General features: G+C 64.6%; 25 protein-coding genes and 1 tRNA gene. 16 read left to right on the top strand and 10 right to left on the bottom strand.

The window, feature by feature from the left end; all coding sequences use genetic code 11:
• Positions 1-67: 67 nt before the first annotated feature.
• From QO207_RS13550 to QO207_RS13520, 7 genes are all read right to left on the bottom strand, one after another.
• Positions 68-1,723, bottom strand: coding sequence for a thiamine pyrophosphate-binding protein (locus QO207_RS13550; protein ID WP_301532899.1), 1,656 nt, complete (start codon positions 1,721-1,723; stop codon positions 68-70).
• A gap of 128 nt (positions 1,724-1,851) precedes the next feature.
• Entirely contained in the window at positions 1,852-2,214 is a 363-nt protein-coding gene (locus QO207_RS13545; RefSeq protein ID WP_301532898.1) for a DUF86 domain-containing protein, read from the bottom strand.
• Positions 2,207-2,497, bottom strand: a complete 291-nt coding sequence (locus QO207_RS13540) for a nucleotidyltransferase family protein (RefSeq protein WP_253444882.1) — start codon at positions 2,495-2,497, stop codon at positions 2,207-2,209. Before QO207_RS13540 ends, QO207_RS13545 begins: the two co-directional genes overlap by 8 nt.
• Before the next feature lie 84 nt (positions 2,498-2,581).
• On the bottom strand, positions 2,582-5,431 hold the full coding sequence (locus QO207_RS13535) for a valine--tRNA ligase (protein ID WP_301532897.1): 2,850 nt from the start codon (positions 5,429-5,431) through the stop codon (positions 2,582-2,584).
• Between the two features lie 792 nt (positions 5,432-6,223).
• Positions 6,224-6,595, bottom strand: coding sequence for a DNA polymerase III subunit chi (locus QO207_RS13530; protein WP_301532896.1), 372 nt, complete (start codon positions 6,593-6,595; stop codon positions 6,224-6,226).
• Positions 6,596-6,614: 19 nt separating this feature from the next.
• A complete protein-coding gene (locus tag QO207_RS13525) occupies positions 6,615-7,043 on the bottom strand; it encodes a DNA polymerase III subunit chi (RefSeq protein WP_024762886.1) in 429 nt (142 codons plus the stop codon).
• A gap of 34 nt (positions 7,044-7,077) precedes the next feature.
• On the bottom strand, positions 7,078-8,568 hold the full coding sequence (locus tag QO207_RS13520) for a leucyl aminopeptidase (RefSeq protein WP_301532895.1): 1,491 nt from the start codon (positions 8,566-8,568) through the stop codon (positions 7,078-7,080).
• A gap of 190 nt (positions 8,569-8,758) precedes the next feature.
• Between QO207_RS13520 and lptF the strand changes: the two genes are divergently transcribed.
• Positions 8,759-9,883, top strand: coding sequence for an LPS export ABC transporter permease LptF (gene lptF, locus QO207_RS13515; protein ID WP_301532894.1), 1,125 nt, complete (start codon positions 8,759-8,761; stop codon positions 9,881-9,883).
• Positions 9,876-10,943, top strand: coding sequence for an LPS export ABC transporter permease LptG (gene lptG / locus QO207_RS13510; protein WP_301532893.1), 1,068 nt, complete (start codon positions 9,876-9,878; stop codon positions 10,941-10,943). The genes lptF and lptG overlap by 8 nt, the downstream gene beginning before the upstream one ends.
• A 93-nt stretch (positions 10,944-11,036) precedes the next feature.
• On the opposite strand, the gene QO207_RS13505 is transcribed toward lptG, so the two are convergent.
• Positions 11,037-11,552 carry an RDD family protein gene (locus QO207_RS13505; protein ID WP_301532892.1) on the bottom strand — a complete coding sequence of 172 codons (516 nt, stop codon included), beginning with the start codon at positions 11,550-11,552 and terminating at the stop codon, positions 11,037-11,039.
• Between the two features lie 193 nt (positions 11,553-11,745).
• On the opposite strand from QO207_RS13505, the gene QO207_RS13500 reads away from it, so the two are divergent.
• Positions 11,746-13,296: an EAL domain-containing protein gene (locus QO207_RS13500; protein WP_301532891.1), complete on the top strand. Its 1,551-nt coding sequence runs from the start codon at positions 11,746-11,748 to the stop codon at positions 13,294-13,296.
• Positions 13,297-13,340: 44 nt separating this feature from the next.
• Here QO207_RS13500 and QO207_RS13495 read toward each other — a convergent pair.
• Positions 13,341-13,426 (bottom strand) — tRNA-Leu (locus QO207_RS13495).
• Between the two features lie 105 nt (positions 13,427-13,531).
• On the opposite strand from QO207_RS13495, the gene queA reads away from it, so the two are divergent.
• The 6 genes from queA to QO207_RS13465 all read left to right on the top strand — a co-directional run bounded on the left by queA (position 13,532) and on the right by QO207_RS13465 (position 19,636).
• Entirely contained in the window at positions 13,532-14,575 is a 1,044-nt protein-coding gene (queA, locus tag QO207_RS13490; RefSeq protein WP_301532890.1) for a tRNA preQ1(34) S-adenosylmethionine ribosyltransferase-isomerase QueA, read from the top strand.
• Positions 14,576-14,587: 12 nt separating this feature from the next.
• Entirely contained in the window at positions 14,588-15,706 is a 1,119-nt protein-coding gene (tgt, locus tag QO207_RS13485) for a tRNA guanosine(34) transglycosylase Tgt (RefSeq protein WP_301533073.1), read from the top strand.
• 38 nt (positions 15,707-15,744) lie between these two features.
• On the top strand, positions 15,745-16,086 hold the full coding sequence (gene yajC, locus QO207_RS13480) for a preprotein translocase subunit YajC (RefSeq protein ID WP_017522301.1): 342 nt from the start codon (positions 15,745-15,747) through the stop codon (positions 16,084-16,086).
• Between the two features lie 64 nt (positions 16,087-16,150).
• Positions 16,151-18,013 (top strand): protein translocase subunit SecD, encoded by a 1,863-nt coding sequence (gene secD, locus QO207_RS13475; RefSeq protein ID WP_301532889.1) that lies wholly within the window; start codon positions 16,151-16,153, stop codon positions 18,011-18,013.
• Between the two features lie 10 nt (positions 18,014-18,023).
• Positions 18,024-18,941 carry a protein translocase subunit SecF gene (gene secF, locus QO207_RS13470; protein WP_301532888.1) on the top strand — a complete coding sequence of 306 codons (918 nt, stop codon included), beginning with the start codon at positions 18,024-18,026 and terminating at the stop codon, positions 18,939-18,941.
• A gap of 158 nt (positions 18,942-19,099) precedes the next feature.
• On the top strand, positions 19,100-19,636 hold the full coding sequence (locus QO207_RS13465; protein WP_301532887.1) for a glycine zipper 2TM domain-containing protein: 537 nt from the start codon (positions 19,100-19,102) through the stop codon (positions 19,634-19,636).
• A gap of 219 nt (positions 19,637-19,855) precedes the next feature.
• On the opposite strand, the gene suhB is transcribed toward QO207_RS13465, so the two are convergent.
• On the bottom strand, positions 19,856-20,671 hold the full coding sequence (gene suhB / locus QO207_RS13460; RefSeq protein ID WP_301532886.1) for an inositol-phosphate phosphatase: 816 nt from the start codon (positions 20,669-20,671) through the stop codon (positions 19,856-19,858).
• 146 nt (positions 20,672-20,817) lie between these two features.
• Here suhB and trmJ point away from each other — a divergent pair, with 146 nt between their 5' ends.
• From trmJ to hscB, 7 genes are all read left to right on the top strand, one after another.
• Positions 20,818-21,597 carry a tRNA (cytosine(32)/uridine(32)-2'-O)-methyltransferase TrmJ gene (gene trmJ, locus QO207_RS13455; protein ID WP_301532885.1) on the top strand — a complete coding sequence of 260 codons (780 nt, stop codon included), beginning with the start codon at positions 20,818-20,820 and terminating at the stop codon, positions 21,595-21,597.
• Positions 21,590-22,369, top strand: coding sequence for a serine O-acetyltransferase (gene cysE / locus QO207_RS13450; RefSeq protein ID WP_301532884.1), 780 nt, complete (start codon positions 21,590-21,592; stop codon positions 22,367-22,369). The genes trmJ and cysE overlap by 8 nt, the downstream gene beginning before the upstream one ends.
• 140 nt (positions 22,370-22,509) lie before the next feature.
• A complete protein-coding gene (gene iscR, locus QO207_RS13445) occupies positions 22,510-23,004 on the top strand; it encodes a Fe-S cluster assembly transcriptional regulator IscR (protein WP_088419609.1) in 495 nt (164 codons plus the stop codon).
• Positions 23,005-23,032: 28 nt separating this feature from the next.
• Positions 23,033-24,247 (top strand): IscS subfamily cysteine desulfurase, encoded by a 1,215-nt coding sequence (locus QO207_RS13440; RefSeq protein ID WP_169937046.1) that lies wholly within the window; start codon positions 23,033-23,035, stop codon positions 24,245-24,247.
• A gap of 27 nt (positions 24,248-24,274) precedes the next feature.
• Positions 24,275-24,661, top strand: coding sequence for a Fe-S cluster assembly scaffold IscU (iscU, locus tag QO207_RS13435; protein WP_192435189.1), 387 nt, complete (start codon positions 24,275-24,277; stop codon positions 24,659-24,661).
• Positions 24,662-24,687: 26 nt separating this feature from the next.
• Complete coding sequence (iscA, locus tag QO207_RS13430) at positions 24,688-25,011, top strand: iron-sulfur cluster assembly protein IscA (RefSeq protein ID WP_184591201.1); 324 nt, start codon at positions 24,688-24,690, stop codon at positions 25,009-25,011.
• An 8-nt stretch (positions 25,012-25,019) separates the two neighbouring features.
• Positions 25,020-25,541 carry a co-chaperone HscB gene (gene hscB / locus QO207_RS13425; protein ID WP_301532883.1) on the top strand — a complete coding sequence of 174 codons (522 nt, stop codon included), beginning with the start codon at positions 25,020-25,022 and terminating at the stop codon, positions 25,539-25,541.
• Positions 25,542-25,574 lie beyond the last annotated feature (33 nt).

Raw genomic sequence — 25,574 nt, 5'->3', positions numbered from 1 at the left:
GGGCGCAATGCCTTGATCCGGTGCAGCTTAGCGAAGCCTGCGGCGCTGCGGGTGAAGCGAAAGGCCCTTATGGCAGTCGAGCGACTGGAGTGATCTGCTGCGGATCGGTGCGCAGTTCGATCAGCGCGGGCTTGCCGCTGGCCTGGGCGCGCTCGTAGGCGGCGGCGAAATCCTCAGTGCGCTCGACCCGTTCGCCATGGGCACCGAAGGCCTGGGCGAGGGCGACGAAATCGGGGTTGCGCAGCTCGGTGGCGCTGATGCGGCCAGGGTATTCGCGCTCCTGGTGCATGCGGATGGTGCCGAGCATGCCGTTGTTGACCACGATGACGGTCAGCGCCGCGCCATACTGCGCGGCGGTGGCCAGCTCCTGCGGGTACATCATGAAGCAGCCGTCGCCGGCGAAGCACACCACGCTGCGCTGCGGATCGCGCAGCTTGGCGGCGATGGCGGCGGGGAAGCCGTAGCCCATGGCGCCATTGGTGGGAGCGAGCTGGCTGCGTGGCGAGCGATAGCGGTAGAAGCGATACACCCAGACGGCATAGTTGCCGGCGCCGTTGCTGATCACGGCATCATCCGGCAGCGTCTCGTTCAGGTACTGGACGACCTGGGTGAGGTCCACGCCCTGCGGCGGTTCTGCGTTCTGCGGCGGGGTGATGTAGTTGAGGTAGTCGGCGCGGGCAGCGGCGGTCCATTCGGCCCAGGGCGCGTCGGCAATGGGCGCGAGGCCGGCGAGGGCGGCGGCGATCTCCGGCATGCCGGCCTGGATGCCCTGGTCCGCCTGGTAGACGCGGCCCAGTTCGCTGGCGTCGGCGTAGACATGGATCATCTCCTGCTGCGGGCGCGGGCTCTGGATCAGGGTGTAGCCGGCGCTGGGCGTTTCGCTCAGGCGCGAGCCCAGCACCAGCAGCAGGTCGGCCTCCTGCACACGTGCAGTGAGCTTGGGCGAGGCGCCGAAGCCGAGTTGGCCGGCGTACTGTTCGTCGCGGTTGTCGATCAGGTCCTGGCGGCGGAACGAGGCCACCAGCGGCAGGCGATTGGCGCGGGCAAAGGCACGCACCTGCTCGCAGGCCTCCGGTGTCCAGCCGGTGCCGCCGACGATCAGCAGCGGGCGCCGGGCCTTGCTCAGACGTTCGCGCAGTTCGGCCATGGCTGCGACGTCGGGCGCCGGGCGGGTGATGGGTGTCGGCTGCACATCGGCCACCTGCGCCGCGCCGAACAGCACTTCCTCCGGCAGGCCGATCACCACCGGGCCGGGCCGCCCGGACTGCGCCTCGCGGAAGGCGCGGGCGACGATCTCGGGGAGGCGGCGGATGTCATCGATCTCGGTGGCCCACTTGGCCAGGCCGCCGAACATCTGCCGGTAGTCCACTTCCTGGAATGCTTCGCGGCCCTTGAAGGCGCTTTCCACCTGACCGATGAAGAGGATCATCGGCGTCGAGTCCTGCATCGCCGTGTGCACGCCATTGGCGGCGTGGGTCGCGCCCGGTCCACGGGTGACGAAGCAGATGCCGGGGCGGCCGGTGAGCTTGCCGTAGGCGTCGGCCATGTTCGAGGCAGCGCCTTCGTGGCGGGTGACGATGGTCTGGATGCTGGACGCGTCGTGCAGGGCATCGAGCACCGGCAGGTAGCTTTCGCCGGGGATGCAGTAGACGGTATCCACCGCGTGGCGCAGCAGGGCATCGACGAGGATCTGGCCGCCGTTGCGGGCCGAAGTATCGGACATGGGCTCGGGGTTCCTTGGCTGGAGAGCAGGGCGCAGCTGTGTCCCGATCTTCGGCGAAGCGGCGCGGTGATCCAAGCGAGCATTCTTCGCAAGGTCATTCCGCTGAGGAATGCTTCGGCGGCAGCCCGCTATCGATGCCCAGGCTGTTGCTGGCGTAGCTCTCGCAACTGGGCGAGGAGCGTCGGGACCTCGTCGCGGACGATGCTCCACAAGGTGTCGTTGTCGATGCCCAGGTAGCCGTGGATGAGCCGGTTGCGGGTCGCGACCAACATCCGCCACGGCACTTGTGCAAATGCCTGGCGGACATCATCGGGAATGCGCGTCGCCGCTTCGCCGATGATCTCCAGGTTGCGCAAGGTTGCGTCATACACCAGCGGGTTATCGACGAAGGCCGGCTTGTCCAGACCCTGGCAGTAGGTGAGGACCTTCTCCGCACAGGTAATCATGTCATCGACATAGAAGTACCAGACTCGCTCGGGACGTTCAGACATTCACCGCCTCCGCTTCGATGAAGGGGCGTAGCTCCGGGCGCAGCGCCTTTTCGGTTACCAGGTCGACCCTGTTGCCCAGCAAGTCTTCCAGGTAGAACTGCACGCCGAAGTAGCGCTCCGAGGTCGCAGGGCCGTCGAAGCTGACCAGAATATCCACATCGCTGTCCGGTCCTGCGTTGTCGCGAGCGGTCGAGCCGAACAGAGCCAGCCTGACCACACCGAAGCGGTTGGCCAGTTCTGGCTTGCAGCTTTCCAGCAGGGTCAGAGTGTGGTGGCGGTCCATGTTGGTTACCGGATCAGGGAATACGCCTGAAGGTAGCACAAGCAAAAAGCACAAGGCCCGCATTGGCGGGCCTTGTGCTGACGCTTACAGACTGGCGATCTTCTCGCGCTGCTGGACCAGATTGGTCACGGCCTGTTCGGCCTCGGCCAGCTTGGCGCGTTCCTTCTCGATCACTTCCGGCGGGGCCTTGGCGACGAAGCCTTCGTTGGACAGCTTGCCGCCCACGCGTTTGACTTCGCCTTCCAGGCGCTGGATTTCCTTGTCCAGGCGCGCCATCTCGGCAGCCTTGTCGATCAGCCCGGCCATCGGTACCAGTACCTGCAGGTCGCCGACCAGCGCAGTGGCGGACATCGGTGGCTCTTTGCCTTCGTCCAGCACGCGGATGGTCTCGAGCTTGGCCAGCTTCATCAGCAGCGGCTCGTTGTCGGCCAGGCGGCGGTGGTCCTCGGGCGATGCGTTGTTCAGCACCAGGTCGATGCGCTTGGCCATGGAGATGTTCATCTCGCCACGGATCTGGCGGATGCCCAGCATCAGGGCCTTGACCCACTCGATGTCGCCTTCGGCGGCGGCGTCGATCTTCGCTTCGTCGGCGATCGGCCAGGGTTGCAGCATCAGGGTGTCACCGCTCTTGCCAGCGGCGGTCTTGATGCGCTGCCAGATTTCCTCGGTGATGAACGGCATGAACGGGTGCGCCAGGCGCAGTGCGGTTTCCAGCACGCGCGCCAGGGTGCGACGGGTGCCGCGCTGGCGTTCGATCGGCGCGTTCTCGTCCCACAGCACCGGCTTGACCAGCTCGAGGTACCAGGCGCAGTACTCGTCCCAGATGAACTCGTAGAGGGCCTGGGTGGCCAGGTCGAAGCGGAAGGCGTCGAGCTGACGGGCGACTTCGATCTCGGTGCGCTGCAGGGCGGAGATGATCCAGCGGTCCACCGAGGACAGCTCGACCGGCTCGCCATTGACGCCGGTGTCCTTGCCATCGGTGTTCTCGATGACGAAGTTGGCGGCGTTCCACAGCTTGTTGCAGAAGTTGCGGTAGCCCTCGACGCGGCCCATGTCGAACTTGATGTCACGACCGGTGGAAGCCAGCGAGCAGAAGGTGAAGCGCAGGGCGTCGGTGCCGTAGCTGGCGATGCCTTCGGGGAACTCGGCCTTGGTCTGCTTGGCGATCTTCTCGGCGAGCTTGGGCTGCATCATGCCGCTGGTGCGTTTCTCCAGCAGCGCGTCGAGGGTGATGCCGTCGACGATGTCCAGCGGGTCGAGCACGTTGCCCTTGGACTTGGACATCTTCTGGCCCTGGCCGTCGCGCACCAGACCGTGGACGTAGACGGTCTTGAACGGGATCTGCGCGCTGCCATCGCCATTCTTGATCAGGTGCATGGTCAGCATGATCATGCGCGCAACCCAGAAGAAGATGATGTCGAAGCCGGTCACCAGCACGTCGGTGGGGTGGAAGGTCTTCAGGTATTCGGTCTGTTCCGGCCAGCCGAGGGTGGAGAAGGTCCACAGGCCCGAGCTGAACCAGGTGTCGAGGACGTCTTCGTCCTGGCGCAGGTTGGCGTCGCCCAGGTTGTGCTTGGCGCGCACTTCGGCCTCGTTGCGGCCGACGTAGACGTTGCCGGCGTCGTCGTACCAGGCCGGAATGCGGTGGCCCCACCACAGCTGACGGCTGATGCACCAGTCCTGGATGTCGCGCATCCAGCTGAAGTACATGTTCTCGTACTGCTTGGGCACGAACTGGATGCTGCCGTCTTCCACGGCGGCGATGGCAGGTTCCGCCAGCGGCTTGGTGGAGACGTACCACTGGTCGGTCAGCCACGGCTCGATGACGGTGCCGGAGCGGTCGCCCTTGGGCACTTTCAGCGCGTGGTCGTCGATCTTCTCGAGCAGGCCGGCGGCTTCGAAGTCGGCAACGATCTGCTTGCGCGCGACGAAGCGGTCGAGACCGGCGTAGGCGGCGGGCAGGCTGGCGTCGAGGTCGGGGTTGACGCTGCCGTCGAGCTTGAACACCTGGGCGACGGCGAGGACGGCGGCGTCCTTGTCGAAGATGTTGATCAGCGGCAGGTCGTGGCGCTTGCCGACTTCATAGTCGTTGAAGTCGTGGGCTGGGGTGATCTTCACGCAGCCGGTGCCGAACTCGCGGTCGACGTAGTCGTCGGCGATGATCGGGATGCGGCGGCCCACCAGCGGCAGGTCGATGAAGGTGCCGATCAGGGCGGCGTAGCGCTCGTCTTCCGGGTGAACGGCGACGGCGCTGTCACCCAGCACGGTTTCCGGACGGGTGGTGGCGACGACCAGGTGGTCCTTGCCGTCGGCGGTCTTGTTGCCGTCGGCCAGCGGGTAGCGCAGGTGCCAGAGGTGGCCCTTCTCGTCGTGGTTCTCCACTTCGAGGTCGGAAATGGCGGTGTGGAACTTGGTGTCCCAGTTGACCAGGCGCTTGCCACGGTAGATCAGGCCGTCCTCGTGCAGGCGCACGAAGGCTTCCTTCACGGCGTTGGACAGGCCTTCGTCCATGGTGAAGCGCTCGCGCGACCAGTCCACGGAGGAACCCAGGCGGCGAATCTGGCGGGTGATAGTGCCGCCGGACTGGTCCTTCCATTCCCAGACCTTCTCCAGGAACTTCTCGCGGCCCAGGTCGTGACGGGCGATGCCCTGCGCAGCCAGCTGGCGCTCCACCACCATCTGGGTGGCGATGCCGGCGTGGTCGGTGCCCGGCTGCCACAGGGTGTTGCGGCCCTGCATGCGGCGGTAGCGGATCAGCGCGTCCATGATGGCGTTGTTGAAGCCGTGGCCCATGTGCAGGCTGCCGGTGACGTTCGGCGGCGGGATCATGATGGTGTACGGCTCGCCGGAACCTTGCGGGGCGAAGTAGTTCTCTTTTTCCCAGAGGGGGTACCAGTGGGATTCGATGGCGTGGGGCTGGTAGGTCTTGTCCATGAGCGCGGCGGGACCCTGATAAGGCTAGACGGAAAACCGCTGAGTATAGCGGGAGGCGGGGAGATGAGGCCACCGGTGTGGGTGGAGGCGTGCCCGCTGCACCATCGTTCTAATGGGCGTAGGAGCGGATTCCGTCCGCGATTGGCCCGTGGCGGCTCGTAGGGTGGGAAGGGGCGGGCCTGCCCTGCCCGCGATCGTCGGCAGGCTGGCTTGGGCTTTTGGGCTTTTGGGCTTTTGTAGGAGCGGAGCTTCTCCGCGATGCTTTTGCTCTGGGTGTTCGGCGTCGCTTCGGCGTCGCTTCGGCGTGCGCGTGAGCATCTTGTTTCGCCCCCTCGGGCGAGTCCCTTTTGGCAAACGCCCCAAAAGGAACCAAAAGGTCTTGCCCCTCCATCCGGTTTTTCGCCTAGGCGAAAAATACCCTCGTTGAAGCGAAGTTTCAGGGGCACGCCGCGAAGGGCCATCCCTGGCCCATCGCGGCTCTCGCGGCATCCATGCCGCTCAACCCCTGAAACTCCACTTCAACGAGGCCTCCTGAAAGGGGCATTCCGGAGCGTGCGGATGTTTCTCTGGAAGCCTTTAAAAGCCAGAGCCAGAGCCAGAGCCAGAGCTTGTGCGGATGAACTTTTCGTAGGAGCGAGCTTGCTCGCGAACAAACCCCCGCTGCGAAGCCCGGTTCGCGAGCAATAACGATGGCGTCCCCCTCGCCCCTACAGGCAAAGGGTGCGTAGGAGCGGACTCTGTCCGCGATGGGTGCGAGGCCGTGCGGAGGCTGGGGCGAACCGTATAGAGCCGTCAGCTTTTGCGCTGAGCCAGCAGGCGCTGCATGCGCGCTTCCAGGCGGCGCTGCAGCTCGGCTTCGATCTGCGGGGCGAAGTCGTCGAGGACGTCCTGCAGGATCAGCTGGGCCGCGGCGCGCAATTCCAGGTCGAGGCGGTGCAGTTCGCTGGCGGCCGGCGAGGCCTTCGGGGCCTCGGGCTGAGAGGCTGCGGGCTCAGGCGCCTGCGGGGCGGGCGTGACGATGTCGGAGAGCAGCGGGATGTTGTCCGGCTCGAAGGATTCGGTGAGCAGTGGCGGCTCGGCGCCCGACTCGTCCAGCAGGTCCTGGATCTTCTTCAGGTCTTCCAGCAGATGGTCGGGGTCGTGCGGGGGCTTGCGGTTGTCCATGGTCTTGGCGGAGACGCTCTCAAGGGCGCGGCAGACGGTGATCCTGCAAAGGATAGCCCTGCTCGCGGTAGCGACGGAAATTCTCCCGCGCGGCCTGACGAATCGCCGGTTCCTCGATCACCAGTTCGGCGACCCGGTTGAAGCGGTCGACGAAGGCGGGAATGGCCAGGGTCAGGTTGATCAGCAGGTCCCGGTGGCTCTCCGGCGGCTCGCCGAGGGCGAGCACGATCGGCGAGTCGGCGTCTTCTTCCACCGCATTGTGTGGGATGAAGGTTTCGCCGCGGAAGTTCCACAGCCGGGCATCCAGCGCATCGCGCTGGGCCTCGTCGCTGCACAGCACGAAGATGCGCATGCCTTGCCGCCAGGCCTTTTCGGCGAGGCGGCAGGCGATGGTCAGGCGTGCGTCGGGATCGGCACTGGGAATGACGTAGAAATCCACACGCGTCATGCGTTCGATCCCATCGGCAGGTTGCACTGTGCCATTACTTGGCGCGGTCCAGCAGGTACTGGGTCAGCAGCGGCACCGGGCGGCCAGTGGCGCCCTTGTCCTTGCCACCGCTGATCCAGGCGGTGCCGGCGATGTCCAGGTGCGCCCAGTGGAACTTCTTGGCGAAGCGCGACAGGAAGCAGCCGGCAGTGATGGTGCCGGCCTTCAGCCCACCGATGTTGGCGATGTCGGCGAAGGGGCTGTCGAGCTGCTCCTGGTACTCGTCGAACAGCGGCAGCTGCCAGGCGCGGTCGTCGGCGACTTCACCGGCCTTGAGCAGTTGCTTGACCAGTGCGTCGTTGTTGCCCATCAGGCCCGTGGTGTTGGAGCCCAGGGCGACGATGCAGGCGCCGGTGAGGGTGGCGATGTCCACCACCGACTGCGGCTTGAAGCGCTCGACGTAGGTCAGCGCGTCGCACAGCACCAGGCGGCCTTCGGCGTCGGTGTTGAGGATTTCGACGGTCTGGCCGCTCATGGTGGTGACGATGTCGCCCGGACGGGTAGCGCCGCCGCTGGGCATGTTCTCGGCGCAGGCCATGACGCCCACGAGGTTGATCGGCAGCTGCAGCTCCAGCACGGCGCGGAAGGTGCCGAACACGGAGGCGGCGCCGCACATGTCGAACTTCATCTCGTCCATGCCCAGGCCGGGCTTGAGGCTGATGCCGCCGGTGTCGAAGGTGATGCCCTTGCCGACCAGCACATGCGGGGCCTCGTCCTTCTTCTTCGCGCCGTTGTACTGCAGCACGATCAGGCGCGGCGGCTGGTCGCTGCCCTGGGCGACGGCGAGGAAGGAGCCCATGCCCAGTTCGCGCAGTTTCTTCTCGTCGAGGACCTCGACCTTCAGGCCCTTGTACTCCTTGCCCAGCGCCTTGGCCTGTTCGCCGAGGAAGGTCGGGTGGCAGAGGTTCGGCGGCAGGTTGCCCAGGTCGCGGGTCAGGGCCATGCCGTTGGCGATGGCCTGGGCTTCCTTGGCGCCCAGCTCGACGGCTGCGGCGTCGGCCTTGGCGGCGAGCAGGGTGATCTTTTTCAGCTTCGGCGCTTCGGCCTTCTGGCTCTTGAAGCGGTCGAAGACGTAGGTGCCGTCGGCCAGGGTTTCCACCTGCAGGCGGGCCTTGCCGTGGGCATTGCGGCCTTTCACGGCCAGGTCGCCCAGGGTCAGGACGGCGTCGGCGCCACCCAGGTTCTTCAGATTGTTGAGGACGGCGGAAACCAGTTTGCGGTAGGCGCGGTCGGAGAGTTCGCGCTCCTTGCCGGCGCCGACCAGCAGGACGCGCTCGGCCTTAAGGTTGGGTAAATCTTGCAGGAGTAGCGTCTGGCCGACCTTGCCCGCCAGGTCGCCACGCTTGAGCAGATTGGCGATGGCACCGCCGGTGGCATCGTCGACGGCCTTGGCAGTAGCGCCGAGCTTGCGGCCTTCGCCTACGGCGATGACCAGGGTGGCGGTCTTGAGAGTTTCCGGACCTACGCTTTTTACAAGGAATTCCATGACTGAGTGTCCCCGGGACAAAGAGCAGAATGGTCTGCGAATGAAGGTGGACTGCGCAGTGACAGGCCTGGCGAATCGCAGGATAATGCCGGCTATTTGCGCTGGGTCGCGTCCGCGCGCACCCGGCAATGCTTCACGGCGGCTAGTTTGAGCGTAGCCGCCTGAGCGTGACAACCCTGGAGTGTCCGGTTTGATTGTCTTCCGTTACCTGTCCCGTGAAGTGCTGATCACCATGAGTGCGGTAAGCGCCGTGCTGCTGGTCATCATCATGAGCGGCCGTTTCATCAAGTACCTGGCGCAGGCGGCCCAAGGGCTGCTCGATCCGGGTTCGCTGTTCATGATCATGGGCGTGCGCCTGCCGGGCTTCCTGCAGCTGATCCTGCCGCTGGGCCTGTTCCTCGGCATCCTGCTGGCCTATGGCCGCCTGTACCTGGACAGCGAGATGACCGTGCTCACCGCCACCGGCATGAGCCAGCAGCGCCTGCTGGCCATCACCCTGGCGCCGGCGCTGTTCATCGCCCTGCTGGTGGCCTGGCTGAGCTTCTGGCTGGCGCCCCAGGGCATCACCCAGATGCAGCTGCTGCTGAACAAGCAGGACGCCATGACCGAATTCGACACCCTGGCGCCGGGGCGCTTCCAGTCGATGCGCGACGGCACGCGGGTGACCTACACCGAGACGTTGGCCAACGAGCGGACCGAGCTGGGCGGGGTGTTCATCTCCGACAAGAACCGCCCGCGCAACGGCAAGGACGGCGGCACCTCGGTGCTGGTCGGACAAACCGGCGTGCAGGAAATCCATCCGGATGGCAGCCGCTACCTGATCCTCAAGGACGGCTACCGCTATGACGGTACGCCGGGCCAGGCGGACTACCGCGAAATCAAGTACGACACCTATGGCGTGCTGCTGCCCAAGCCGGAAGTGAGCAGCGAGATCGACGATCGTGACGCCATTCCCACCTCTGAGCTGATCGGCAGCAAGGACCCGCGCATGCAGTCGGAGCTGCAGTGGCGCATCTCCATTCCGCTGCTGGTGTTCGTGGTGACCTTCCTCGCCGTGCCGCTGTCGCGGGTCAACCCGCGCCAGGGGCGCTTCCTCAAGCTGCTGCCGGCCGTGTTGCTGTACATGGCCTACCTGGCCCTGCTGATCGCCGGTCGCGGCATGCTCGACAAGGGCAAGGTGCCCATGGCCCTTGGCCTGTGGTGGATCCACGGGATCTTCCTGGCCATCGGCCTGCTGTTGCTGTACTGGGAGCCGTTACGGCTGAAGCTGGCCGCCCGACGGGCTAAATCGGGCGGAGTGCCGAAGCATGCGTAAGCTGGACCGTTACATCGGCACTACCGTTTTCATCTCCATTCTTGCCGTGCTCGGGGTCATTCTCGGGTTGGCCGAGCTGTTCGCCTTCGTCGACCAGCTGGGGCAGCTCGACGACAGCTATACCCTGATGGAGGCGCTCAAGTTCGTCCTGCTGACCGCCCCGAGCCGCGGCTACGACATGCTGCCGATGGCCGCGCTGATCGGCTGCCTGGTCGGCCTTGGCACCCTGGCGAGCAACAGCGAGCTGACCATCATGCGCGCGGCGGGTGTTTCCCTGCAGCGCATTGTCTGGGCGGTGATGAAACCGATGCTGGTGCTGATGTTTGCCGGCATCCTGGTCGGTGAGTACGTGGTGCCGGTGACCGAGACCATGGCCCAGAGTGGCCGCGCTCTGGCCCAGAGCGGCAACGGCGCGCAGAGCTCCAAATCCGGCCTTTGGCATCGCCAGGGTCGCGAGTTCATCCATATCAACGTGGTGCGCCCGGACGGCGTGCTGCTGGGCGTGACCCGCTACGACTTCGACGACAGTCGTCGCCTGCAGACCGCCAGCTTCGCCCGCCAGGCCGTGTTCCAGGAAGGTCAGTGGGTCCTTCAGGATGTGACGACCACCGTGCTGCATAGTGCGGAAAAGCGCAGCGAAGTGGTTACTCAGGCCAGTGAGGCATGGAATATCCAGCTCACCCCGCAATTGCTCAATACCGTGGTGATGGAGCCCGACGCCCTGTCGATCACCGGTCTGTGGAGCTACATCCACTACCTGCAGGACCAGGGGCTGAGCTCCAACCGTTACTGGCTGGCGTTCTGGACCAAGATCCTGCAGCCGCTGGTGACCGCCGCGCTGGTGCTGATGGCGATCTCCTTCATCTTCGGCCCGCTGCGCAGCGTGACCCTCGGCCAGCGGGTGTTCACCGGCGTGCTGGTCGGCTTCACCTTCCGCATCGCCCAGGACCTGCTCGGCCCGTCCAGCCAGGTGTTCAACTTCCCGCCGCTGCTGGCGGTGGTGGTGCCGGCGGCGATCTGCGCGGTGCTCGGTATGTGGCTGTTGCGACGGGCGGGCTAGGGCCTGATCCGGATGGGTTCGCGAGCAAGCTCGCTCCTACTAAAAACAAAAAAGCCGGCAATCGCCGGCTTTTTTGTGCCTGGAACTCGGGAGTCAGCTCCGGCCCTGTGTCGCCTTGCGCACATCCTTGGGAATCTGCACCACCACACTCTCCGAGTAGCGGTCCTGCCAGGTGCGCTTGTCCTTGTCCCAGAGCATCCAGAGGAAGCCCAGTCCCAGGCAGGCCCAGGAGCCGATGGCGATGACGAAGCGCAGCAGTGCCTGCATCAGGCTGATGTGCGAGCCATTGGCGTTCTGCACGCGGATGCCCCAGACCTGCATGCCCAGGGTCTGGCCGTTGTGGGTCCAGAACTTGCCGAAAAAGGCGAACACGCTGATGAACAGCAGGCTCGACAGCAGCGGGTCGCCGATCAGCCCGCCCTGGTCGGCGAGCAGGCGCAGTTTCTCGCTACCGTAGATCAGGCGCAGCAGGCCCTGCTGGTAGACCAGGGTCACCACCATCATCAACGCCACGCAGAGCAGGAAGTCATAGAACATCGCGGCGAAACGGCGGATGAGCGTGGCGGGCGGGAAGTTTCCCGCGGGCTGGAGCTGCTGCGGCTTGGGCATGGGCTTCTTCTGTGGCGGACAGTTTCTGTGGCGGGTGGTTTCTGTAATGGGCGGAGCGATGGGGCGGGGATTATACGGATTCCGCACTTCGGGCGTGCCCCGGCGGACGCTGTTCTAAGCTGAAGGGGCCGGCTGCCCGCGGGGGAGTGGCAATGCGTCGCAGGTCGCGGCGCCCGTCGAGCAGGGATCAAGGATGCCGTTACGCAGTTATACCCGACGCCGGCTGTTGCCTCGCCTGGTGTTCGCGCTCTCCATGGCAGCACTGCCGCTGGTTCTGGGCAGCCTGATCATCTACTGGCAGGCCCTGCGCGCGCTGACTGCCGAAGCCCAGACAGCGTCCAACGAGGCTTTGCGGCTGTTCGACGTGATGCTCGACAACGCCCGTGGTGCCGCCCAGGTGGCGTTGCTGCACGCCGAGGAGCCTTGCGACCAGGCCACCCAGGTATTGCGCGAGCAGGTGGCGGTGGTGCCGTTCGTCCGCTCGGTCAACCTGACCCGTGACGACGACATCTATTGCACTTCCCTGTTCGGCGAGTTCGAGGAGCGGCTGGACCCGTCGCTTTACGCCGAGGGGCGGTTGCGGCTGATGGCCGGCAACAGCGTGACCCCGGATTCCGCGCTACTGGTGCTGCGTCGTGTGCTGGGCAACCATGCGGCGCTGGCGACGGTGGATGGCCGTTACCTGAGCAATACCCTGCAACTGGTCGACCAGCGCAGCGACCTGCAGTTGCAGGTAGGGCGACAGTGGATGGACGAGGAGGGCAGGGTCTTCGACGGCAAGCCGGCGGCACTGCCGCTGGGGCATGTCGAGGCCCATTCGCAGAAGTACCCCTATTCGGTGATAGGCGGCTTCCCGGCCGGCGCGCAGTGGCAGCACATCCGCGAGGACGCCTTGCCGCTGGTGGCGCTGATGCTGATGCTCGGCGGCGTCTCCGGCTACGCCTGCTTCTGGCTCTGGGGGCGTTCCGCCACGCCGAGCCTGGAGCTGGAGCGCGCGCTGCTCGCTGGCGAATTCGTGCCCTACCTGCAACCGCTGGTGGATGCGCTCGATGGCCACTGGATCGGCGCGGAAGTGCTGATGCGCTGGATACATCCGCGCGAAGGCATGGTCGGTCCGGACCTGTTCATCCCTCTGGCGGAGCGCTCCGGGCTGATCGTGCCGATGACCCGCGACCTGATGCACCAGGTCGCCGATGCGCTGGCCCCTCACGGTCAATTGCTCGGCGAGGGCTTCCACCTGGGCTTCAACATCAGCGCGCGGCATTGCGCCGAGCCGGGCCTGTTCGACGATTGCCGGGAATTCCAGGCGCGTTTCCTGCCGCATCGCCCGGAGCTGACCCTGGAGCTGACCGAACGCGAGCTGATCGACTCCAGCACCGTGACCGACGAACTGTTCGACAAGCTGCACTCGCTGGGCGTCTACCTGGCCATCGACGATTTCGGCACCGGCAATTCCAGCCTCGCCTACCTGCACCGCTTCCAGGTGGATGCGCTGAAGATCGACAAGAGCTTTGTCGCGATGATCGGCGTGGATGCCCTGTCCCTGCACATCCTCGACAGCATCGTCGAGCTGTGCGGAAAGCTGGAGCTGCGCATCGTTGCTGAGGGGGTGGAGACGCAGGAGCAGTGGGATTACCTGGCGCAGCGCGGGGTGGACGTGCTGCAGGGCTACCTGTTCGGCAGGCCGATGGCGTTGCCGGCCTTCATCGAGGCCCTGGCCGCCAGAAACGAAAAAGCCCGCTGAGCAGCGGGCTTTCAAGGTGGTCCTTCCGCATAGAAGAGGAAGGATGGTGCCCCGGGAGAGACTCGAACTCTCACTCTGTCGCCAGAAACGGATTTTGAATCCGCCGCGTCTACCATTCCGCCACCGAGGCAATGGCGCGGCAGTATAGGGAGGCGCTCTGCGCCGGTCAATCGGCTTGCATGGTCAGAAATCGGCATATCCAGTAAGATGTGCGCCCCTTCGAGAAAGCTCCCCCATGCGCGTCGCTGACTTTCATTTCGACCTGCCCGAGGCGCTGATCGCCCGCCATCCGCTACCTGAACGCAGCTCCAGCCGTCTGCTGGTGCTGGACGGTCCGAGCGGCGAGCTCAGCCATCGGCAATTCGCTGACATCCTCGGCTTCCTCAAGCCGGGTGACCTGATGGTGTTCAACAACACCCGGGTGATTCCTGCCCGCCTGTTCGGCCAGAAAGCTTCTGGCGGCAAGCTGGAAATCCTTGTGGAGCGTGTGCTGGACAGCCATCGCGTGCTGGCCCATGTGCGTTCCAGCAAGTCGCCCAAGCCGGGATCGAAGATCCTCATCGACGGTGGCGGCGAGGCCGAGATGCTGCAGCGCCACGATGCGCTGTTCGAGCTGGGCTTCAGCGAAGACGTGCTGCCGCTGCTGGAGCGCGTCGGCCACATGCCGCTGCCGCCCTATATAGATCGTCCGGATGAAGACGCCGACCGCGAGCGCTACCAGACCGTTTACGCCGAGCGTGCCGGCGCCGTGGCGGCACCGACCGCCGGGCTGCACTTCGACGAAGCGCTGCTGGAGTCGATCCGCGCCAAGGGCGTGGACACCGCCTTCGTCACCCTGCACGTCGGCGCCGGCACCTTCCAGCCGGTGCGCGTGGAGCGCATCGAAGACCACCACATGCACAACGAATGGCTGGAAGTCAGCCAGGACGTGGTCGACGCCGTGGCCGCCTGCAAGGCGCGCGGTGGCCGGGTGGTCGCCGTCGGCACCACCAGCGTGCGTTCGCTGGAAAGCGCCGCCCGCGATGGCGTGCTCAAGCCGTTCAGTGGCGACACCGACATCTTCATCTTCCCCGGGCGGCCGTTCCACGTGGTCGACGCCCTGGTCACCAACTTCCACCTGCCCGAATCCACGCTGCTGATGCTGGTTTCGGCCTTCGCCGGCTACCCGGAGACCATGGCTGCCTACGCGGCCGCGGTGGAGCAGGGCTATCGCTTCTTCAGTTACGGCGACGCCATGTTCATCACCCGCAATCCGGCACCGCGCGGCCCCGAGGACTGATCCATGAGCTTCATGAAATTCGAACTGCTGGCCACCGAAGGCAAGGCCCGTCGCGGCCGCCTGACCTTCCCCCGCGGCGTGGTGGAAACGCCGGCTTTCATGCCGGTGGGCACCTACGGCACGGTGAAGGGCATGCTCCCGCACGACATCGAGGGCATCGGCGCGCAGATCATCCTCGGCAACACCTTCCACCTGTGGCTGCGTCCGGGCACCGAAGTGATCCAGAAGCACGGCGACCTGCATGACTTCATGCAGTGGAAAGGACCGATCCTCACCGACTCGGGCGGCTTCCAGGTGTTCAGCCTGGGCGCGCTGCGCAAGATCAAGGAGGAGGGCGTGTACTTCGCCTCGCCGGTGGACGGCGCCAAGGTCTTCATGGGCCCGGAAGAGTCCATGGCCGTGCAGCGTGCGCTGGGCTCCGACATCGTGATGATCTTCGACGAGTGCACCCCGTACCCGGCGGAATTCGACGTGGCCAAGCGTTCCATGGAACTGTCGCTGCGCTGGGCCAAGCGCTCGAAGACCGCCCACGGCGACAGCCCGTCGGCGCTGTTTGGCATCGTCCAAGGCGGCATGCACGAAGAGCTGCGCATGCGCTCCCTCGAAGGCCTGCAGGAAATCGGCTTCGACGGCCTGGCCATTGGCGGCCTGTCGGTGGGCGAGCCCAAGGAAGAGATGATCCGCGTGCTGGACTTCCTGCCGCAGCACATGCCGGCTGACAAACCTCGTTACCTGATGGGTGTGGGCAAACCCGAAGACCTCGTGGAAGGTGTGCGCCGCGGCGTCGACATGTTCGACTGCGTCATGCCCACCCGAAACGCGCGCAATGGCCACCTTTTCGTTGACACCGGGGTGATCAAGATTCGCAACGCGGTGCACAAGCACGACGAGTCTCCGCTGGACCCGAGCTGCGATTGCTACACCTGCAAGCACTTCTCCCGCGCCTACCTCTACCACCTGGACAAGTGCGGCGAAATGCTCGGCAGCATGCTCAATACCATCCACAACTTGCGGCATTATCAGCGGCTTATGGCTGGTTTGCGCGAGGCAATCCAACAGGGTACATTGGCGAACTTTGTCGACGCCTTCTACGCCAAGCGCGGCCTTCCCGTGCCGCCGCTGGCGGACTGACCTTTCCTATCGAAAAAGCTTTGTGACAGGAGTTTCCAATGAGTTTTCTGATCCCCGCTGCCTACGCTGACGCCGCAGCCCCCGCCGCTGCTGCAGGCCCCGCCGGCACCGGTTTCGAGTGGATTTTCCTGGTCGGTTTCCTGGTCATCTTCTACCTGATGATCTGGCGTCCCCAGGCCAAGCGCTCGAAAGAGCACAAGAACCTGCTGTCCGGCCTGCAGAAGGGCGATGAAGTCGTCACTTCCGCCGGTATCGCCGGCAAGGTGACCAAGGTCGCCGAGGACTTCGTCGTCGTCGAGGTTTCCGACAACGTCGAGCTGAAGTTCCAGAAGGCCGCGATCGCCGCCACCCTGCCGAAAGGCACCCTGAAGGCGATCTGATCCTCCACCTAGAAACCCAACCGACGGGGCGCAAGATGCGCCCCGCGTCATAACGGGCGGTGTCATGCTCAACAAGTATCCCCTGTGGAAGTATCTGCTGATCCTGGCGGTCCTGGCCGTCGGTTTCATCTATTCCGCACCCAACCTCTATCCGGACGATCCGGCCGTCCAGATCAGCGGCGCGAGCACCGCGCTGCAGATTTCCCAGGCCGACGTCGACAAGGCCAGCAAGGCGCTGGCCGACGCGGGCATCGCCGTGAAGGCCGGCTCGCTGGGCAAGAACAGCGGCCTGATCCGCCTGGTGAAGCAGGAAGACCAGCTGCCGGCCAAGGACATCGTCCGCCGCGCGCTGGGTGACGACTACGTAGTCGCCCTGAACCTGGCCCAGACCACCCCGAACTGGCTGCGCAATATCGCTGCCCACCCGATGAAGCTGGGTCTCGACCTGTCCGGTGGTGTGCACTTCCTGTTGGAAGTGGACATGGACAAGGCCGTCGACGCCCGCATGAAGGTCTACGAAAGCGAGATCAAGAGCGCGCTGCGTAAAGAGCGCGTGCGCTACCGCAGCCTGCCGGTGCAGGAYGGCGGCATCCAGTTGGGCTTCACTGAAGAGGCCGACCTGGACAAGTCCAAGGCGATCATCGCCAAGGACTACCGCGATTTCGAGGTCAACCAGAGCGAGCGCAACGGCATGCAGGTCCTGCGCCTGACCATGACCGCGACCAAGCTGGCGGAAATCCGCGAATACTCGATCAAGCAGAACCTCACCACCGTCCGCAACCGCGTGAACGAGCTGGGCGTTTCCGAGCCGCTGGTGCAGCGCCAGGGCGCCAACCGCATCGTCGTCGAGCTGCCGGGCGTGCAGGACACCGCCGAAGCCAAGCGTATCCTCGGCAAGACCGCCAACCTGGAGTTCCGCCTGGCCGCCGAGCCGGACGCACTCAAGTCCACCACCGAAACCCTCGAGTTCCGTGAGCCGCGCCGTCCGCCGGCGATGCTGGAGCGTGGCGTGATCATCACCGGTGACCAGGTCACCGACGCCAGCGCCAGCTTCGACGAGAACGGCCGCCCGCAGGTGAACATCCGTCTGGATGGCCACGGCGGCGAGCTGATGAACCGTGCGACCCGCAACAACGTCGGCCGCAGCATGGCCGTGGTGTTCATCGAGCAGAAGCCGATCACCCGCTACGCCAAGCAGGTAGTCGATGGCGTCGAGCAGGAAGTCGCGGTTCCGGCGTTCAAGGAAGAGAAGCAGATCATCAGCCTGGCGACCATCCAGTCGCCGCTGGGCAACCAGTTCCGCATCACCGGCCTGGATGCTCCGGGCGAGTCCTCGGAACTGGCCCTGCTGCTGCGCGCCGGTGGTCTGGCCGCGCCGATGTACTTCGCCGAAGAGCGCACCATCGGCCCGAGCCTGGGTGCGGACAACATCGCCAAGGGTATCGATGCATCCCTGTGGGGCATGGTCTTCGTTTCCCTGTTCATCATCGTCATCTACCGCTTCTTCGGCGTGATCGCCACCGTCGCCCTGGCCTTCAACATGGTCATGCTGGTGGCGCTGATGTCGATCCTCGGTGCGACCCTGACCCTGCCGGGTATCGCGGGTATCGTACTGACCATGGGTATGGCGGTGGACGCCAACGTGCTGATCTTCTCCCGAATAAGGGAAGAGCTGGCATCAGGCATGTCGACCCAGCGCGCGATCCACGAAGGCTTCAACCGCGCCTTCACCGCGATCATTGACGCCAACCTGACCTCGCTGCTGGTCGGCGGCATCCTTTACGCCATGGGCACCGGCCCGGTGAAGGGCTTCGCCGTGACCATGTCCCTGGGTATTCTCACCTCGATGTTCACCGCCATCATGGTCACCCGCGCAATGGTGAACCTGATCTACGGCGGTCGCGACGTGAAGAAGCTGTGGATCTAAGGGGCCAGAGATGAATATCAAGATCGGTACTATCAACTTCATGGGCGTTCGCAATATTGCGTTCGCCGCCACCCTGATCCTGACCCTGATCGCCCTCGGCAGCTGGTTCGTCAAGGGCATCAACTTCGGCCTCGACTTCACCGGCGGTACGTCGATCAAGCTGAGCTACGAGCAGCCTGCGGACCTGGCCAAGGTACGCGAGCAACTGGTCGCTGCCGGCTACCACGAAGCCGTGGTGCAGAGCTTCGGTGATACGAAGGATGTGCTGGTGCGTATGCCCAGCGAAGACCCGGAGCTGGGCAAGAAGGTCGCTGCTGCGCTGCAGAAGGCCGACACTTCCAACCCGGCCAAGGTCAATGGCGTCGAGTACGTCGGCCCGCAGGTGGGTGAAGAGCTGCGCGACCAGGGCGGCCTCGGCATGCTCCTGGCGCTGGGCGGCATCCTCCTGTACGTCGGCTTCCGCTTCCAGTGGAAGTTCGCCCTGGGGGCGATCCTCTCGCTGATCCACGATGCCATCATCGTGATGGGCGTGCTGTCGTTCTTCCAGATCACCTTCGACCTGACCGTGCTTGCTGCGGTGCTGGCGGTGGTGGGCTACTCGCTGAACGACACCATCGTGATCTTCGACCGGGTGCGCGAGAACTTCCGCGTGCTGCGCAAGGCCAGCCTGATCGACAACATCAACATCTCGACCAGCCAGACCCTGCTGCGGACCATCGCCACCTCGGTGTCGACCCTGCTGGCGATCGCTGCGCTGCTGTTCTTCGGCGGCGACAACCTGTTCGGCTTCTCCATCGCCCTGTTCGTCGGCGTGATGGCGGGTACCTACTCGTCGATCTACATCGCCAACGTGGTGCTGATCTGGCTGAACCTGTCCAGCGAGGACCTGATTCCTCCGCCGAGCAAGGAAGCCGACGAGCGCCCGTAATAGAGCGTTCGCAGCGTCCAGAGAAAACTCCCGCTTCGGCGGGAGTTTTCGTTTGTGTGATCTGTAGCGCGAAGTTGTGGGAACTTTCTGGAGAAATTCCCCTTCCAAGGCAGGGTAAAGGGCAAAGCCCGAATGAGAAGAAAGTCCAGGAGAGTCGTATGAACAAATCGTTGCTAATCGGTACCGTGCTGGGCGCTGTGGGCGTGACTGCCGGTGGCGCCGTGGCTACCTACAGTCTGGTGGATCGCGGGCCCGAATACGCCGAGGTGCTCGCTGTTCAGCCGGTCAAGGAAACCATCAAGAATCCGCGTCAGGTCTGCAAGGACGTGGCAGTGACCCACCAGCGTCCGGTCAAGGACACCCACCAGATCGCCGGTACCGCCATTGGCGCTATCGCTGGCGGCCTGCTGGGCAACCAGATCGGCGGCGGCAACGGCAAGAAGATCGCCACCGTGGCCGGCGCCATCGGCGGTGGCTACGCCGGCAACAAGGTGCAGGAAGGCATGCAGGAGCGTGACACCTACACCACCAACGAAACGCGCTGCAGCACCGTCAACGACACCAGCGAGAAGGTGGTCGGCTATGACGTGAAATACATGCTTGACGGCAAGGCCGGGCAGGTCCGCATGGATCGCGATCCGGGCTCGCAGATTCCGGTCGACAAGAGCGGCCGCCTGATCCTGGGTCAGAACTAAGCAGTCGCCAGGAGTGAATGGAAAAGGCGCCCAGTGGGCGCCTTTTTCTTTTGCTCTGAAGCTTTTCGTAGGAGCGAGCTTGCTCGCGAAGCTCTTCATCCTGGAGTCCCCCGCTCGGGCGGTTCGCGAGCAAGCTCGCTCCTACAAAGGGCGGGGCAGGGGGCTTTCTGGCAAGCACAAAAAAGCCCGGCATCGCCGGGCTTTTTCACAGGCTCAGGCTCAGCGCTTGAGCGAGGTCGGCAGGTGCGGCTGGATGCTGGTCAGCAGGGCCTTGAAGCACTTGGTGTTGCCGGCGACGATCTGGCCCTTCTCGAGGAATTCGTGGCTGCCGGTGAAATCGCTCACCAGGCCGCCCGCTTCCTGGATCAGCAGGGCGCCCGCTGCCATGTCCCACTCGGACAGGCCGAACTCCCAGAAGGCGTCGTAGCGACCGGCGGCGACGTAGGCCAGGTCCAGGCTGGCGGCACCGGCGCGGCGGATGCCGGCGGTCTGGCCGACCAGGCTGCGGAACATGCCCAGGTAAGCGTCCAGGTTGTCCATCTGGCTGTCGCGGAACGGGAAGCCGGTGCCGAGCAGGGCGCCTTCCAGGCTCTTGCGGTTGCTGACGCGCAGGCGGCGGCCGTTCAGGGCGGCGCCACGGCCACGGCTGGCGGTGAATTCTTCCTGGCGGATCGGGTCGAGGACCACGGCATGCTCGAGGCGGCCGCGGTATTTGCAGGCGATGCTGACGGCGTAGTGCGGAACGCCGTGGATGAAGTTGGTGGTGCCGTCCAGCGGATCGATGATCCACAGGTAATCGGCGCCTTCGCCGCTGCCTTCGAGCATGCCGCCTTCTTCGCCCATGATCCCGTGGTTCGGGTAGGCCTTGCGCAGGGCGGTGACGATGGAGAGTTCAGCGGCGCGATCGACTTCGGTGACGTAGTCGTTGGCTTCTTTCTCGTTGACCGACAGGGTATCCAGGCGTTCGATGGAGCGGAAGATCAGTTCACCGGCGCTGCGAGCGGCGCGCAGGGCGATATTCAGCATAGGCTGCATGGAGAGGTCACCTGGGTCGTTAAAGAAAGCCGAACATTCTAGCAGAAAGCCACGGCGTTCATAGAGCGCCTTGTCGCCTGCGTGGCGCAAGCCCCACTGCTGCGGTAGGATTCCCTCCCTTTTTCGCTTTTGTGTGGAGTCGCGCGTTGCTCGACAAAATTCGCGTGGTGCTGGTCAACACCAGCCATCCCGGCAATATCGGCGGTACCGCCCGTGCGATGAAGAACATGGGTCTGTCGCGCCTGGTGCTGGTCGATCCGATGGATTTCCCCAGCAGCGAGGCCCGCGCCCGCGCCTCCGGCGCCGATGACATCCTCGATGCCGCCGTGGTCGTGCCGACCCTGGAAGATGCCCTGGCCGGCTGCAGCCTGGTGCTCGGCACCAGCGCGCGCGACCGCCGCATCCCCTGGCCGCTGCTCGATCCCCGCGAGTGCGCCACCACCAGTCTGGAGCATGTCCAGCAGGGTGGTGAGGTCGCGCTGGTGTTCGGTCGTGAATACGCCGGCCTGACCAATGAAGAGCTGCAGCGATGTCAATTCCACGTGCACATCCCGGCCAATCCCGAGTTCAGCTCGCTGAACCTGGCGACGGCAGTGCAGGTGCTGGTCTACGAGGTACGCATGGCCTGGCTGGCCGTTCAGGGGCAGCCGACCAAGCAGGAGAAGGTCGAGTCGACCGCGATGCTCAACAGCGTTCCGGTGACCTCCGATGAGCTGGAGCGCTTCTATGCGCACCTGGAGGCGACCCTCGTCGATATCGACTTCCTCGACCCGCAGAAACCGCGCCACCTGATGTCGCGCCTGCGCCGCCTGTATGGCCGCAGCGGTATCAGCAAGCTGGAGATGAATATCCTGCGGGGTATTCTCACCGAGACACAGAAAGCTGCCCGCGGGGAGCTTTCCAAGCGGAGTGATGAAGATGTTTGAGCGTGTACGCGAAGACATTCAAAGCGTATTCCATCGAGATCCTGCGGCGCGCAACGCCTTCGAGGTGCTCACCTGCTATCCGGGCCTGCATGCCGTCTGGCTGCATCGCCTGGGGCATGCCCTGTGGACGTCCGGCTGGAAGTGGTTGGCGCGCATGGTGTCGAACTTCGGTCGCTGGATGACCGGTATCGAGATCCATCCGGGCGCGAAGATTGGCCGGCGTTTCTTCATCGATCACGGCCTGGGTATCGTCATCGGCGAGACCGCCGAGATCGGCGATGACGTGACCATCTACCAGGGCGTGACCCTGGGTGGCACCAGCTGGAACAAGGGCAAGCGCCACCCGACCCTCGCTGATGGTGTGGTGGTGGGGGCGGGTGCCAAGGTGCTCGGCCCGTTCACCGTGGGTGCCGGCGCCAAGGTCGGCTCCAACGCGGTGGTGACCAAGGAGGTACCGCCCGGTGCCACCGTTGTGGGTATCCCCGGTCGCATCATCGTCAAGGATGACGCGGATCAGGCCGCCAAGCGCCAGGCCATGGCAGAAAAGCTCGGGTTCGATGCCTATGGCGTCAGCCAGGACATGCCCGACCCGGTGGCTCGCGCCATCGGCCAACTGCTCGACCACCTGCAGGCGGTCGATGGTCGGCTGGAGGGCATGTGCAAGGCGCTGACAGCTCTGGGCAGTGATTACTGTGCGAAAGATCTTCCTGTTCTGCGGGAAGAGGACTTCGCCGGGGTCAAGGACGAAGAGAGCAGCAAGTCGGTGCAGTGATGCGCCGACGCCAGCATTGCTGCTAGAATACGGCGCCGCTCGCTGGCTAAATCCGACTAAAGTAATAGGTCTTATAGTTGACTTAAATAGTCGGAAAAGAGCATACTTCCGCCATACCAGCGATTCTTCCGGATGTTCCCATGCGATTGACCACCAAAGGCCGCTATGCCGTCACCGCCATGCTCGATCTGGCGTTGCACGCCCAGCGTGGCCCGGTTTCTCTCGCCGATATCTCCGAGCGCCAGGGTATCTCCCTGTCCTACCTGGAACAGCTGTTCGCCAAGTTGCGCCGTGGCAACCTGGTGGTCAGCGTGCGTGGTCCGGGCGGCGGCTACCAGCTGTCGCGCGACATGACCGGCATCCACGTCGCCCAGGTGATCGATGCGGTCAACGAGTCGGTCGACGCCACCCGCTGCCAGGGTCAGGGCGACTGCCACTCCGGCGATACCTGCCTGACCCACCACCTGTGGTGCGACCTCAGCCAGCAGATTCACGAGTTCCTCAGCGGCATCAGCCTGGCCGACCTGGTCGAGCGCCGCGAAGTTCAAGAGGTCGCCCAGCGCCAGGACGAGCGTCGCTGCTCGGGCAGCAAGCCGCTGCGCCTCGACAAGATTGAAGCGTCCGCCATCGACTGAGCGAACGCCCGCCTGTAGGAGTTACCTGATGAGATTGCCGATTTACCTCGACTACTCCGCCACCACCCCGGTGGATCCGCGTGTCGCTCAGAAAATGGCCGACTGCCTGCTGGTTGACGGCAACTTCGGCAACCCGGCCTCGCGCTCCCACCTCTTCGGCTGGAAGGCCGAGGAAGCGGCCGAGAACGCCCGTCGCCAGGTCGCCGAGCTGGTCAATGCCGACCCCCGCGAGATTGTCTGGACTTCCGGTGCCACCGAGTCCGACAACCTGGCCGTGAAGGGCGTCGCGCACTTCTACGCGACCAAGGGCAAGCACATCATCACCTCGAAGATCGAGCACAAGGCGGTCCTGGATACCTGCCGCCAGCTGGAGCGCGAAGGTTTCGAAGTGACCTACCTGGAACCGACCCCCGAGGGCATCATCACCCCGGCGATGGTCGAGGCCGCCCTGCGTGACGACACCATCCTGGTCTCGGTCATGCACGTGAACAACGAAGTCGGCAGCATCAACGACATCGCCGCCATCGGCGAGCTGACCCGCTCGCGCGGCATCCTGCTGCACGTCGACGCTGCACAGTCGGCCGGCAAGGTGGATATCGACCTGGAGAAACTCAAGGTCGACCTGATGTCCTTCTCTGCCCACAAGGTCTACGGTCCCAAGGGCATGGGCGCGCTGTACGTGCGCCGCAAGCCGCGTGTACGCCTGGAAGCCCAGATGCACGGTGGCGGCCACGAGCGCGGCATGCGTTCGGGCACCCTGGCGACCCACCAGATCGTCGGCATGGGCGAAGCCTTCCGCATCGCCAAGGAAGAAATGCACCAGGAAATGGCCCGCATCGAAGGCCTGCGCAAGCGCTTCTTTGATCAGGTACAGGACCTGGAAGAGCTGTACCTCAATGGCAGCCCGGTTTCCTACGCGCCGAACATCCTCAACGTCAGCTTCAACTACGTCGAAGGCGAGTCGCTGATGATGTCGCTCAAGGACCTGGCCGTCTCGTCCGGTTCCGCCTGCACCTCGGCCTCGCTGGAGCCGTCCTACGTGCTCCGCGCCCTGGGTCGCAACGACGAACTGGCGCACAGCTCCATCCGTTTCAGCTTCGGTCGCTTCACCACCGAAGAAGAGGTCGATTACGCCGCCAAGAAGGTGGTGGAAGCCGTTTCCAAGCTGCGTGAACTCTCGCCGCTGTGGGATATGTTCAAAGAGGGTGTCGACCTGTCCAAGGTCGAATGGCAGGCCCACTGACCCGCCCCGTAGAAGTGAGGATTAGCCATGGCTTACAGTGAAAAGGTCATCGACCACTACGAAAACCCGCGCAACGTCGGCAAGCTCAATGCCGAAGACCCGGACGTCGGCACCGGCATGGTCGGCGCGCCGGCCTGCGGCGACGTGATGCGCCTGCAGATCAAGGTCAACGAGCAGGGCGTCATCGAAGACGCCAAGTTCAAGACCTATGGTTGCGGTTCGGCCATCGCCTCCAGCTCCCTCGCCACCGAGTGGATGAAGGGCAAGACCCTGGACGAAGCCGAATCCATCAAGAACACCACTATCGCCGAAGAACTGGCCCTGCCGCCGGTGAAGATCCACTGCTCGGTACTCGCGGAGGACGCCATCAAGGCGGCCGTGCGCGACTACAAGCAGAAGAAAGGTCTGCTCTGAAGCGATTCGTTGAGTAAGGAGTTCCCATGGCCATCAGCATGACCGAAGCCGCCGCCAACCACGTTCGCCGCTCTCTCGACGGGCGCGGCAAGGGCGAGGGCATTCGTCTTGGTGTGCGTACCACCGGGTGTTCCGGGCTGGCCTACGTGCTGGAGTTCGTCGACGAACTGGCAGCCGAGGACCAGGTCTTCGAGAGCCACGGCGTGAAGGTCATCATCGACCCGAAAAGCCTGGTCTACCTCGACGGCACCGAGTTGGACTTCACCAAGGAAGGCCTCAACGAGGGCTTCAAGTTCAACAACCCGAACGTGCGCGGTGAGTGTGGCTGCGGCGAAAGCTTCAACGTCTGAGGCCGGGTGTGGGTAGTCCCTGTCACTTCGCGCTGTTCGACCTGCAGCCGGGCTTCCGGATCGATCTGGAAGCCCTCGGCAATCGCTACCGCGAGCTGGTGCGTACCGTCCACCCGGACCGTTTCGCCGATGCTTCCGAGCGCGAGCAGCGACTGGCGCAGGCCAAGGCCGCCGAGCTCAACGATGCCTACCAGACGCTGAAGAGCGTCCCGCGGCGTGCCCTGTACCTGCTGGCCCTGCGCGGTGACTCGCTGCCGCTGGAAGCCACGGTGCAGGACCCGGAGTTCCTCCTGCAGCAGATGCAGCTGCGCGAGGACCTGGAAGACCTGCAGGACAGCGCCGATCTCGATGGCGTGGCGCAGTTCAAGCGTCAGCTGAAGTCCGCCCAGCAGCAGCTGGAAGCGGATTTCGCCGATTGCTGGGATGATGCCGCCCGCCGCGAGCTGGCCGAACGCCTGGTGCGTCGCATGCAGTTCCTCGACAAGCTGGCGCAGGAAGTGCGGCAGCTGGAAGAGCGACTCGACGATTAATCCGCGTGGCAGCTGCCGCGCCCGATAGCCTGA

This window comes from Pseudomonas sp. CAN1, from assembly GCF_030462585.1.
Lineage (GTDB): Bacteria > Pseudomonadota > Gammaproteobacteria > Pseudomonadales > Pseudomonadaceae > Pseudomonas.
This window is presented reverse-complemented; position numbering and strand designations above follow the sequence as displayed.

What these genes read in the sequence shown, in the direction of transcription:
- secF (WP_301532888.1), top strand. Translation starts at nt 18,024, where the DNA reads ATGAATATCAAGATCGGTACTATCAACTTCATGGGCGTTCGCAATATT.
- QO207_RS13505 (WP_301532892.1), bottom strand. Translation starts at nt 11,552, where the DNA reads ATGCCCAAGCCGCAGCAGCTCCAGCCCGCGGGAAACTTCCCGCCCGCC.
- QO207_RS13525 (WP_024762886.1), bottom strand. Translation starts at nt 7,043, where the DNA reads ATGACGCGTGTGGATTTCTACGTCATTCCCAGTGCCGATCCCGACGCA.
- QO207_RS13520 (WP_301532895.1), bottom strand. Translation starts at nt 8,568, where the DNA reads ATGGAATTCCTTGTAAAAAGCGTAGGTCCGGAAACTCTCAAGACCGCC.
- lptG (WP_301532893.1), top strand. Translation starts at nt 9,876, where the DNA reads ATGCGTAAGCTGGACCGTTACATCGGCACTACCGTTTTCATCTCCATT.
- yajC (WP_017522301.1), top strand. Translation starts at nt 15,745, where the DNA reads ATGAGTTTTCTGATCCCCGCTGCCTACGCTGACGCCGCAGCCCCCGCC.
- iscU (WP_192435189.1), top strand. Translation starts at nt 24,275, where the DNA reads ATGGCTTACAGTGAAAAGGTCATCGACCACTACGAAAACCCGCGCAAC.
- QO207_RS13545 (WP_301532898.1), bottom strand. Translation starts at nt 2,214, where the DNA reads ATGTCTGAACGTCCCGAGCGAGTCTGGTACTTCTATGTCGATGACATG.
- iscR (WP_088419609.1), top strand. Translation starts at nt 22,510, where the DNA reads ATGCGATTGACCACCAAAGGCCGCTATGCCGTCACCGCCATGCTCGAT.
- tgt (WP_301533073.1), top strand. Translation starts at nt 14,588, where the DNA reads ATGAAATTCGAACTGCTGGCCACCGAAGGCAAGGCCCGTCGCGGCCGC.
- QO207_RS13440 (WP_169937046.1), top strand. Translation starts at nt 23,033, where the DNA reads ATGAGATTGCCGATTTACCTCGACTACTCCGCCACCACCCCGGTGGAT.
- QO207_RS13540 (WP_253444882.1), bottom strand. Translation starts at nt 2,497, where the DNA reads ATGGACCGCCACCACACTCTGACCCTGCTGGAAAGCTGCAAGCCAGAA.
- QO207_RS13535 (WP_301532897.1), bottom strand. Translation starts at nt 5,431, where the DNA reads ATGGACAAGACCTACCAGCCCCACGCCATCGAATCCCACTGGTACCCC.
- QO207_RS13530 (WP_301532896.1), bottom strand. Translation starts at nt 6,595, where the DNA reads ATGGACAACCGCAAGCCCCCGCACGACCCCGACCATCTGCTGGAAGAC.
- cysE (WP_301532884.1), top strand. Translation starts at nt 21,590, where the DNA reads ATGTTTGAGCGTGTACGCGAAGACATTCAAAGCGTATTCCATCGAGAT.
- iscA (WP_184591201.1), top strand. Translation starts at nt 24,688, where the DNA reads ATGGCCATCAGCATGACCGAAGCCGCCGCCAACCACGTTCGCCGCTCT.
- QO207_RS13550 (WP_301532899.1), bottom strand. Translation starts at nt 1,723, where the DNA reads ATGTCCGATACTTCGGCCCGCAACGGCGGCCAGATCCTCGTCGATGCC.
- QO207_RS13500 (WP_301532891.1), top strand. Translation starts at nt 11,746, where the DNA reads ATGCCGTTACGCAGTTATACCCGACGCCGGCTGTTGCCTCGCCTGGTG.
- QO207_RS13465 (WP_301532887.1), top strand. Translation starts at nt 19,100, where the DNA reads ATGAACAAATCGTTGCTAATCGGTACCGTGCTGGGCGCTGTGGGCGTG.
- suhB (WP_301532886.1), bottom strand. Translation starts at nt 20,671, where the DNA reads ATGCAGCCTATGCTGAATATCGCCCTGCGCGCCGCTCGCAGCGCCGGT.
- queA (WP_301532890.1), top strand. Translation starts at nt 13,532, where the DNA reads ATGCGCGTCGCTGACTTTCATTTCGACCTGCCCGAGGCGCTGATCGCC.